The following is an 8,799-nucleotide window of genomic DNA, read 5'->3' as shown; positions in this document are numbered from 1 at the left end:
CCCGCGGAGCGGGTACCCCATCGCTGCGCGATGGGCAAGCGAACACCCGCGCTGGGCGCGGGTGTTGCGCTCACGCTCCGCGTGAGCGCTAACGGGACGCTGCGCGTCCCGCTCACCAGACCGGCGCGCCGGTCTGGTGACGCTCCGTCCGCTGCGCTCCCGGAGCTGCGGTGGCCTACGCTGCGCTCCAGCCACCTGGTGGCGCTGTGCGCCACAGGCCGGACCCGCTGCGCGGGTCGGCCAACGGGCCTGCGGCCCAGGCGGCAAGGGGTGGCCGGGTCGGCGACTCTGCATCAGGTGATGCAGTATGTAGTTTTGGCAGAACCAGGGCACTCCCGCGCCTCAGCTTGCAGGCTCAGACTGTGTGAGGAGCACGCGCCCCCGCTGTTTCGGGGTGGAATGGCGTAACAGGTTCGCCGAGGGAGGATGAAGGCGCCTGACTCTGGGCTTCATCCTGTGATGTCTCTTGCGGCTTCCTGTCCCCTCTTCTGGGCCCGAATCGGGCCTAGTTCCCCCATTCCCGGCGCGGCGGCCCCGGCTGACGCGCAAGCAGAATCCAGGCGGCCCGATCCCCGAGGCCGCCGCTCGCACCGCGCCCGCCCGCCTCACTCATCCTTCAACCGTGCGGGGACAAGTGGCAGCAGAGGGGATGTCAGCGCTCCGACCACGAACCATCAGGCATATGACCTGGTGTTACGTGGAAGCCGGCCTTTGGGAGGCGCAACCCCTAACGCAACCTCTAGCGCAACATCCTGGCGCAACATCAGGCGCAACGCGCTGCGCAACAGGGCTTCCCTTCCTGCCCACAACACACTATTATTTGAAGTTCTGGGGGAGGCGACCCCGGGAACCGCAGACGACCAACGAAGGGGAAAACATGGAAATCCAAATCACCGACGGAATTGTCCGCCGCGTTCACGGCGGACAGGACGCACCCATGAACGGTCTGGCAATCCAGGCCCGGACCATCGCAAACTTCCTGCCCCTGACGTGCGTGCGGGCGGGAGCAAACATCGTGCATAACTCGGACGCGAATTACACCGGAATTCGCTTCGACACCAAGGTTGGCCCGGTCGTTCTGGAAATGCCGTCGGACGAACGCCCCTACCGTCTCGTGCACGAACTGATCGAGCCGGACGAGCAGGGCCGGACCGAGGTCGAGATGCGCCGCTTCCCGCAGATCTACAAGCCGCGCGGAGTCGCCCACATCACGGCCGAGTTCCTGCGCGCTCGCGGCTTCCTGAAGTAACCCGCCCAGGGAGGCGCCCCGTTGGGGGCGCCCCCCTCCATCCGGCAGCATCGAGACGAGAAGGGGAAGTCATGGAGAGCACGCGGATCGCGGAGCAGGCCGAGGAGACCGGAGCCCCGCTCACAGCAGCAGAGGAGGAGCAGGCCGGTTACGCCCTGCGAGCACTGACAGCCAAGACGGGGAACCCGGACACCGCGCTTGTGCCGCGCGAGTGGCTGGCACTGGTACAGCCGTTCTTCGAGCTGGGCTGGGCAATGGGTGTTCGTACCGGCAGCACCGGGCTTGCCGTGGCGGGGGTACCCGTGGACGGGGCAACCGTGGCCCACGCGCTGGCGCAGTTGAACGGGGAGCGGGCGGCGGATCTCTTGGCCCGTGGGGTCGAGGACCCGCAGCACGCCGGTCCGTCGATCTGGCAGCGAGTGCGCTACCACGGCAGTCTGACGCGGTCTCACGGTACCTACTGGGTTGGCGCCATCCACGCGCACGGTGACCCGGCAAGCATGCTGCCCACCCTGCGGTACGACCTGTACGAGCTGCGCGGTGAGACGCCGGTTCCTGTGGTCACCAACGTACGGCGGGTGAGCCTGACACCGCTGACCGAGTGGTTGACCGCCCTCTAAAGGGCAGGTCGGGGGCGGGTTCACACTCATCCCAAACACACTATTATTGAAGTTGTTCGGGGGGCGGTGGCCCCGCCCCCCGAGCCGCAGAAACCAACAGCGAAGGGGAAACACCGCATGACTCAGCAGTTCGCCGAACGCGCCACGGACGTTGCCCCCACCGGCGCCCGCAACGCCCAGCTCCCCGATCTGGTCCGCATCCTGGAAGGCCAGGAGCGGCACAAGCTGGACGTGATCGCCCCCGCGTCCGCCCTGCGCCTGCGGGAAGGCAACGTGCACGTCGAGGGCGTGGAGTCGCTGATCACGGAGGACGGGGTGACGGAGGTCGACGGCATCTACCGGCCCACCGCCGTCGCCGACGAAGGAATCGCCGACAAGCTCCGCATCCCGCTCGCCTACCTGCGCCGCATGCGCACCGGCAACGTCCCGCTTCTGGACGAGAACGTAAACGCGTGGCTCTGCCAGGAGCCGGAGCGCCGTTTCATGCTCCGCGCCTTCCGTGGTGATGGAGGACCGGGAAGGCCGGCCGAAGGGGTGGCCCGTGCGCTGCTGTCCGACAGCTACAAGCTCATGGACAACTTCGACCTGCTGCTGGCCGCTCTGGACGGGGTGAAGCAGTCCGGGCACCCCACCCGCGTGACCGGCTGCGACCTCACCGACCGGCGCATGTACGTGCGCGTGGAGTCCGAGGCAGTCGCCGTCCAGGCCCGCGAGTTGCTGCGCGGCTACCGCTCCCCGTTCGACGGCCGCAGCGGTGACGAACTGCCGATGATCTCCGCCGGTTTCGTCATCACCAACAGCGAAGTCGGGGCGGGGGCGTACTCCATCACCCCGCGCGCGGTCATCCAAGTGTGCCGCAACGGTCTGACCATGAGCAAGGACGTCATGCGCGCCGTACACCTGGGAGGCAAGCAGGACGAGGGCGTCATTTCCTGGTCCGGGCAGACCCAGCGCAAGACGCTGGAACTGATCACGTCCAAGACCACCGACGCCGTGCGGACCTTCCTGTCACGGGAGTACGTCGAGGCGAAGCTGTCCGAGATGGAGGACGCAGCCGGTAAGAGGCTGGCCGAGCCGACGAAGACGATCGAGCACGTGACCAAGACGCTCAGCATCGGAGCCGAGGCCAAGGACATGATCCTTGCCCACTTCGTGCAGGGCGGGCAGATGACCGCCGGGGGCGTCATGCAGGCCGTCACGTCGACCGCCCAGACTCTCACCGACGCCGACCAGGCCGCCGCCCTGGAGGCACTGGCCGTGCCCGCCCTCACGGCAGCCGCCGCACACGGCTGACAGACCCCCGTGCGGGCCGGGACCCCCCTCCCTGCCCGGCCCGCACGGGCCCACGCCACGGAGCGCGCAGCGCCCCACCCGAGAAGGGAGCGCGTAGCGCGCCTGCCCCCCCCGTCCCCGGAGCGCAGCGCAGGGGACGTCCGCCCCCCCCGGAGCAGCGGCGCCGCGCCCCTGCTCCGGGCGCAGCCCGGAGTACCCCGCTGCGCGGGGCAGAGAGCAACGCCCCAGCCAACCACGATCAAGGAGTGATGCGCCATGCCCGCACGCCCGGAACTGGTGCGCCCCGACGATGCCGCCATCGCGGCCGCCGTGCGCTGCACCCTGCGCGCTCTTGCGACGCTGTTCCAGGTACTCGGCACCGGCGAGCACACGCTCAGCCTCGCAGTCGACCGTACCGACGACGTCATGATCCCCGCCCGCGCCGACATCTCCCTTGGCAACGCCCCCGTACGGCTGGCCGTGCTGGACGAAGACGAGTTCCAGGCACTGTGCACGCTGGTGACGTTCGCACTGGAGGGCAGCACCGTCCGCCGCGCCGTCCTGGTGGCCACCACCGCCGCCGAGCCCACTCCCCGAGCCTGCGCTTGGACCGTGCGAGACGAATGGCTGCGCCCCATGGACACGGCCGAGCTGGAGCTGGCCGTCCACCCCTGCCCCGGCCTCCCGGACGTCCACCGCGAGGTCTACCCCGCCCCGGTCCTCACCCAGCACCCCGACAACGACGAGGAGAGCCCCCGTGCCTGACAAGCCCGCCGTCACCGACACCGGCTACTGCACCAACACCGCTCCCGTGCCCGGCACCCTGCGCACGGTCAACGCCAAGAACACCGGGCCCAAGTTCTTCCACCTGCACGGCCGCCGCTACGGCCAGTGCCCGTGCGGCAAGGAAGTCTCTCTGACCGAGCGGGACAACCTCCGCCGCCACAAGCCGCCGCAGGAGTAACCCCCAGCCGCCGTCCGCCCCCTCGCTCCAGGGGCGGGCGGCCCGCCGCCCGGCCAGGTCACTGGCCCGGGCGCCTGCCGCCCGTCGCTCGCCCTTCCCCTTCAGCGAGCGACGGGCGGCGGGCAAGACCCCTCCCGGTCCCCGGGTCAGGGGCAGGCCCTCTCCCGTAGGTCCCGCTCCCCCGCCGGGCGATGCCACCGCACCGGCCACGCCGCCCACCGCCCTCCCGGCCAAGTCCGAAACGCACACTGAGCGAAAGGCCCTGCCGCTCATGGACACCACCGTCATCTGTGAACTGCACCTGCGCCTGATTCTGTCGAGTGAGTCGTCCCTGCCCGTCCGGGCGAGTCTGCGGTATGACACGGCCGACCCGTACGCCGTGCGCGCCGTCTTCTACGACGGAGCGGAGGTGACCGTGGAGTGGGTGTTCGCCCGCGAACTGCTCACCGCCGGCCTCCACCTCCCCGCAGGGATCGGTGACGTCCAGGTGTGGCCGTGCCGCAGCCGCGGCCTGGGCGTCGTGTGTATCGCCCTGACCTCCGAGGAGGGCAAAGCCCTGCTCCACGCCCCGGCGCGAGTACTGGAGGCATTCCTGAAGCGCACAGAGACCGCGGTGCCGTCCGGCACGGAGTGCAAACACTTCTGTCTCGACGCGGAGCTCTCGCACCTCCTGACGGAGGGCTAGGGCAGACGTTCGCCCGTGCCGTTGCCGCAGAGTGACGGCACGGGGCCACGCCCGCGCCAGACCGAACAGCGCGCCAGCCCTCGACTCTCCACCGGCCTTGGTACCGCCAGGGCCCTCCAGAGAGCCGACCCGGAACCAGGAGACACCGCCCATGACCAGTGACCGCCTGACCGTCGAGACCCCCGCAGGCACCGTGCACGCCACCGCTGGCCCCCGCAGCAGCGACGCCGTCGTATTCGACCTGGGCGGCGCGATGCGCGGCAGCGTGCACGTCACCGGCACCCACCACCCCCAGCACTGGCACCGGTTCACCGCCGTCCGCGCCTGCCTCGGCCCCGTCAACGCCTACCAGACCACCGCCCCCGACGACGCGCTGCCCCGCCTCGCCCGCGGCCACAGCGGCTACCGGGGAAGCCTCGCGCTGTACCCCGACGTCACCGGCCGCCCCGAGGTGTCGGTGTACCCGATGGAGACCGCCGCCGGTCACGAGCCGTCCCCGAAGACGGCCGCGACGCTCACCGCCGTCCTGCGTGCCGGCGCCGAGCACGTCATGCGGCGCGAGGACCTGCCCGCCATCCTCACCGCCTCCCGGCAGCGCGACACCCCCGCCCTGCTGCGCTTCCTGGACTGGTCGGTCACCCACCACCAGGCCGAAGCCGCGCGCTAGGTGTATTGACCCGCAGGGTTGTTCACGCGGCTGATCGGTGGGTGGCCGCCGAGTGCGGTGTGGCGGCGGTGGTGGTTGTAGGTGTGCAGGAAGTCTGTCAGGGCTGCGGTGCGTTCGGTGTTGGTGGTGTAGGGCCGCAGGTAGGCCCATTCGTCGAGCAGGGTCCGGTTGAAGCGTTCGACCTTGCCGTTGGTCTGCGGACGGTAGGCGCGCGTGAGCTTGCCGGTCGCGCCGAGGCCGGCCAGGGCGTCGCGCCAGGCGAAGCTCTTGCGGTAGGGCCAGGCGTTGTCGGTCAGGACCCGCTCGACGCGGTCGATGCCGTGGGCGGTGAAGAAGGCGGCGGCCCGGCGGAGGAAGGCCGCGCAGGTGGCGGCCTTCTCGTCGCTGTGGATCTCGCTGTAGGCGAGGCGGGTGTGGTCGTCGACGGCGGAGTGGATGTAGTCGAAGCCCATGTTGCTGCGGGTGATGCGGCCGGCCTGGCGGCCCAGGACCTTGTGGCCGCCGCCGTCGGGGATCCGGCCGAGCTTCTTGACGTCGACGTGGACGAGTTCGCCGGGCCGGTCGCGTTCGTAGCGGCGGATGACCTCTCCCGTGGGCCGGTCCAGGAAAGCCAGACGGTTCAGACCGTGGCGGACCAGGATCCGGTGCACGGTGGAGGCGGGCAGTCCCAGAACCGGCCCGATACGGGCGGGACCGAGCTTGCGGTCCTGGCGCAGACGGCACACCCGGGCCTCGGTCGCCGCCGGGGTGCGGTGCGGTGTCGTCAGGGGCCGGCTGGAGCGGTCGTGCAGCCCTTGCTCGCCCTCGGACCTCCAACGGCGGACCCACTTGTGGGCTGTGACACGGGAGATCCCCATCTCGGCTGCGACATGTGCGACGGGACGGCCGCTGCGGACACGCTCGATGAGCAGCCGCCTGCCGTGAACGGTCAGCCGGGCATTACGGTGGGACACGAAGACCTCCGTGCGGTGCAGTCCTAGACAGCTCCACCACACCGGAGGTCTTCGCCATGATCAAGCCCCGCCAGCGTTAACAACGCTCGTGATCAATACAGCTAGGAGGCGGAAGCCCGGGCCGCCCGCCCCGCCCGGCGCGCAGCCGTGGCCGCCTGGTGGACCATCGCACGCTGGTTCACCGCCTCCCCGCACCCGGTGCTGCTGGTGATGCTGGCCGACCACCCCGGCTCCCTGTCCCGCCACGTCTCCCTCATGGAGTGGTGGGCCCCCTACTGCCTGACCGCTGCCAGTCGCGAACACGACCACGCCCGCCGCGCCGAGACCGAAGCCGCCTGCCTGCGGAACGCGCAGGTTCGGCAGCGAGCCCGGGACCGCGACATGGCAGGAACCTGCTGAGTCGGTGAATTCGCGCAGGTCATGGGTGGGTTCACACCCACCCATGAGCCACTATTATTGGAGATGTGAGAGGGGGCGCCCCTCCCCCAGCCCGCCCCCTCTCGCACCCTTCACACCTCCGGCCGCCCCGCCCGACACGGGAGACAGACCGACCATGCGCTGGCTGATGACCCTGGGAGAACGCTCCCGCCCGGACCATCCCCGCTTCGCTGCGATCCCCGCACCCCACCAGGCCCGCGCACGGGCCCTGGTCGACGACTTCGACCACCTCTTCCCCGTCCTGCGGGAATGGCGTCAGGCGTACGGCGACGAGCTGACCGCCTGGGCCGTACAGGTCGAGGCCGACGACGTGACCTCCCCCCCCCCCCCCCCGCCCAACTGACCAGCCGATGGGAGGAGGAAGACAATCTCATCCGCTTCGACACCGAACGCGGCGGATACGTACGGGTGGCCGACTACCGCGACACCCCGGCGCGCGCGGGCATCAGCACCCGCATCACCGCCGACCCGCCCGTGTGGACCACCGCCGAGCGCGAAGGATCCTGCCCCGTGGCCACGTTCACCCACGCCACCCCCGAACGCTGCGCCCAGCTCCACCGCGCCCTCAGCGCCGCCGGCCTCAGCTGGAGCGACAACGGCCAGCGTCACTACCCCCAGTTCCTGACCTACACCGTCACCGACTCCCACGGCCGCACATGGCGGATCAGCCCCGCCACCAACTTCCAGATCTCCCCCTCCAGCCCTGGGCAGATCTGGCAGGCCAGCTGCCCCGCACTGATGACCACCACCCCCGTCCTGTCCGCCCGCCATGTGGCCGAACACATCAAGGACACCCCGGCATGAACAGCCCACCGCCCCCGTTCCGCCCCGAGGACTTCGACGAGCACTGCGAGACCTGCGGCGCACCGTCCGGCCAGTTCTGCCATGCCTGGTGCGACACCGGATACACCGCCGCCGACGCCCGCGCCGACGCGGCGCGCCACGCCGCCCGGAACGACACCATCAGCGAGAGGCCGCCATGCCGCAGGAATTGACCACCCAGGAGCAGTTCGACGCGTTCGCAGCCGACGTGGCGCGCGAACTGGGCACGCACTGCAGTACGGCCCCGCTCCCCGCGGAGCCGCGGGACACGGCACGGCTCATCGTCAACGACGACGGCCGCGCCCTGCGCCTGGTCCAGCCGGACCACCGGCGCCCCGAGCGGCTGAGGATCTACGCCGCGCTGCCGGACGAGTCCGAGGTGAGTGCGCCGTCGATCGGGGTCACGGCGAGCAGCGCCCGTCATGTGGCGCGCGAGATCGTCAGGCGCCTGTATCCACTGCACGCCGAGGCCGCACAGCAAGCGGCCGAGATCACCGCCCGGCGGCGGGCGGAGGAGCGTGCCCGCCGCGCTGTCGCCGAGGCCGTGGCCGGCGCTCTTCCGGGCGCCCGGGTCCAGGAGCAGCACCGGCGCACCCTGATCGTCTGGCAGCACAACACGAGGCCGCAGGGGAAGCGCGGCCCCGTCCAGGTCGACAGCGCGTGCGCGGTGGTGCGTGCGTGCGGGGAGTCGGTGCAGGTCGACTTGGTCGGCCGTCCCGACTCGGTGGTCCCCATGCTCGCGGCTTTCGCCCGGACTCACAAAGGGAGCTAGGCGTGGCCATTTCGCCACAGGAGCGCCCGTTCTTCGTCATCGGCCAGTGGTGCGGCGCGGACATTGAGGTCTGGGCGGTGCAGGAAGCGCCGCGTGACGAGGACGAGCGGACCGAGATGTGGGAGGAGTACTCCTTGGAGGCGGAGGGCGCGTTCGGCAGCGTCGAGGTGGTCTATGCCGCCAGCACCGGGGAGGCTGAGGTGAACGCACGCATCGAGGCGGTACAGACAGCCGCGCGGATCCGTCGCGATCTCTCCACCGGCCGGAATGCCAGTCAGCGAACCCGCAGGTCAGGGGTGAGTTCACGTAATCACTTAACCCACTATTATTTGCAGTGACTTCCAGGGTGCCACCCGC

Annotated in this window: 14 protein-coding genes; 13 read left to right on the top strand and 1 reads right to left on the bottom strand. The window is 70.3% G+C overall.

The features are described from left to right. Positions 1-877: 877 nt before the first annotated feature. The 7 genes from ACZ56V_RS37370 (at position 878) to ACZ56V_RS37340 (ending at position 5,457) form a co-directional block, all read left to right on the top strand. Entirely contained in the window at positions 878-1,249 is a 372-nt protein-coding gene (locus ACZ56V_RS37370) for a hypothetical protein (protein ID WP_468948123.1), read from the top strand. A gap of 71 nt (positions 1,250-1,320) precedes the next feature. Beyond that, positions 1,321-1,869 carry a hypothetical protein gene (locus ACZ56V_RS37365; RefSeq protein WP_468948121.1) on the top strand — a complete coding sequence of 183 codons (549 nt, stop codon included), beginning with the start codon at positions 1,321-1,323 and terminating at the stop codon, positions 1,867-1,869. Between the two features lie 117 nt (positions 1,870-1,986). Beyond that, positions 1,987-3,162, top strand: a complete 1,176-nt coding sequence (locus ACZ56V_RS37360) for a DUF932 domain-containing protein (protein WP_468948119.1) — start codon at positions 1,987-1,989, stop codon at positions 3,160-3,162. A 255-nt stretch (positions 3,163-3,417) separates the two neighbouring features. Next, positions 3,418-3,906, top strand: coding sequence for a hypothetical protein (locus ACZ56V_RS37355; RefSeq protein ID WP_468948117.1), 489 nt, complete (start codon positions 3,418-3,420; stop codon positions 3,904-3,906). Further along, positions 3,899-4,105 (top strand): hypothetical protein, encoded by a 207-nt coding sequence (locus ACZ56V_RS37350; RefSeq protein WP_468948116.1) that lies wholly within the window; start codon positions 3,899-3,901, stop codon positions 4,103-4,105. Before ACZ56V_RS37355 ends, ACZ56V_RS37350 begins: the two co-directional genes overlap by 8 nt. Positions 4,106-4,376: 271 nt before the next feature. After that, positions 4,377-4,790: an SsgA family sporulation/cell division regulator gene (locus ACZ56V_RS37345; protein WP_468948114.1), complete on the top strand. Its 414-nt coding sequence runs from the start codon at positions 4,377-4,379 to the stop codon at positions 4,788-4,790. Positions 4,791-4,941: 151 nt separating this feature from the next. Next, positions 4,942-5,457, top strand: coding sequence for a hypothetical protein (locus ACZ56V_RS37340; protein WP_468948112.1), 516 nt, complete (start codon positions 4,942-4,944; stop codon positions 5,455-5,457). Here the strand turns inward: ACZ56V_RS37340 and ACZ56V_RS37335 are convergent. Beyond that, positions 5,454-6,410: an IS481 family transposase gene (locus ACZ56V_RS37335; RefSeq protein WP_468948110.1), complete on the bottom strand. Its 957-nt coding sequence runs from the start codon at positions 6,408-6,410 to the stop codon at positions 5,454-5,456. The genes ACZ56V_RS37340 and ACZ56V_RS37335 overlap by 4 nt on opposite strands. A 147-nt stretch (positions 6,411-6,557) precedes the next feature. On the opposite strand from ACZ56V_RS37335, the gene ACZ56V_RS37330 reads away from it, so the two are divergent. The 6 genes from ACZ56V_RS37330 to ACZ56V_RS37305 all read left to right on the top strand — a co-directional run bounded on the left by ACZ56V_RS37330 (position 6,558) and on the right by ACZ56V_RS37305 (position 8,780). Further along, the gene (locus ACZ56V_RS37330; RefSeq protein ID WP_468948108.1) at positions 6,558-6,809 is read left to right on the top strand and encodes a hypothetical protein; all 252 of its coding nucleotides are present in this window, start codon (positions 6,558-6,560) and stop codon (positions 6,807-6,809) included. A gap of 154 nt (positions 6,810-6,963) precedes the next feature. After that, positions 6,964-7,191, top strand: a complete 228-nt coding sequence (locus ACZ56V_RS37325; RefSeq protein WP_468948106.1) for a hypothetical protein — start codon at positions 6,964-6,966, stop codon at positions 7,189-7,191. Between the two features lie 65 nt (positions 7,192-7,256). Next, complete coding sequence (locus ACZ56V_RS37320) at positions 7,257-7,652, top strand: hypothetical protein (RefSeq protein ID WP_468948104.1); 396 nt, start codon at positions 7,257-7,259, stop codon at positions 7,650-7,652. After that, positions 7,649-7,843, top strand: coding sequence for a hypothetical protein (locus ACZ56V_RS37315; RefSeq protein WP_468948102.1), 195 nt, complete (start codon positions 7,649-7,651; stop codon positions 7,841-7,843). The genes ACZ56V_RS37320 and ACZ56V_RS37315 overlap by 4 nt, the downstream gene beginning before the upstream one ends. After that, complete coding sequence (locus ACZ56V_RS37310; protein WP_468948100.1) at positions 7,828-8,442, top strand: hypothetical protein; 615 nt, start codon at positions 7,828-7,830, stop codon at positions 8,440-8,442. Before ACZ56V_RS37315 ends, ACZ56V_RS37310 begins: the two co-directional genes overlap by 16 nt. Before the next feature lie 2 nt (positions 8,443-8,444). Beyond that, on the top strand, positions 8,445-8,780 hold the full coding sequence (locus tag ACZ56V_RS37305; protein ID WP_468948098.1) for a hypothetical protein: 336 nt from the start codon (positions 8,445-8,447) through the stop codon (positions 8,778-8,780). Positions 8,781-8,799 lie beyond the last annotated feature (19 nt).

It is taken from the genome of Streptomyces sp. NPDC034099, assembly GCF_055575415.1.
This window is presented reverse-complemented; position numbering and strand designations above follow the sequence as displayed.

Coding starts and splice junctions, on each gene's coding strand:
- ACZ56V_RS37340 (WP_468948112.1), top strand. CDS start 4,942: ATGACCAGTGACCGCCTGACCGTCGAGACCCCCGCAGGCACCGTGCAC.
- ACZ56V_RS37310 (WP_468948100.1), top strand. CDS start 7,828: ATGCCGCAGGAATTGACCACCCAGGAGCAGTTCGACGCGTTCGCAGCC.
- ACZ56V_RS37365 (WP_468948121.1), top strand. CDS start 1,321: ATGGAGAGCACGCGGATCGCGGAGCAGGCCGAGGAGACCGGAGCCCCG.
- ACZ56V_RS37355 (WP_468948117.1), top strand. CDS start 3,418: ATGCCCGCACGCCCGGAACTGGTGCGCCCCGACGATGCCGCCATCGCG.
- ACZ56V_RS37345 (WP_468948114.1), top strand. CDS start 4,377: ATGGACACCACCGTCATCTGTGAACTGCACCTGCGCCTGATTCTGTCG.
- ACZ56V_RS37370 (WP_468948123.1), top strand. CDS start 878: ATGGAAATCCAAATCACCGACGGAATTGTCCGCCGCGTTCACGGCGGA.
- ACZ56V_RS37360 (WP_468948119.1), top strand. CDS start 1,987: ATGACTCAGCAGTTCGCCGAACGCGCCACGGACGTTGCCCCCACCGGC.
- ACZ56V_RS37315 (WP_468948102.1), top strand. CDS start 7,649: ATGAACAGCCCACCGCCCCCGTTCCGCCCCGAGGACTTCGACGAGCAC.
- ACZ56V_RS37325 (WP_468948106.1), top strand. CDS start 6,964: ATGCGCTGGCTGATGACCCTGGGAGAACGCTCCCGCCCGGACCATCCC.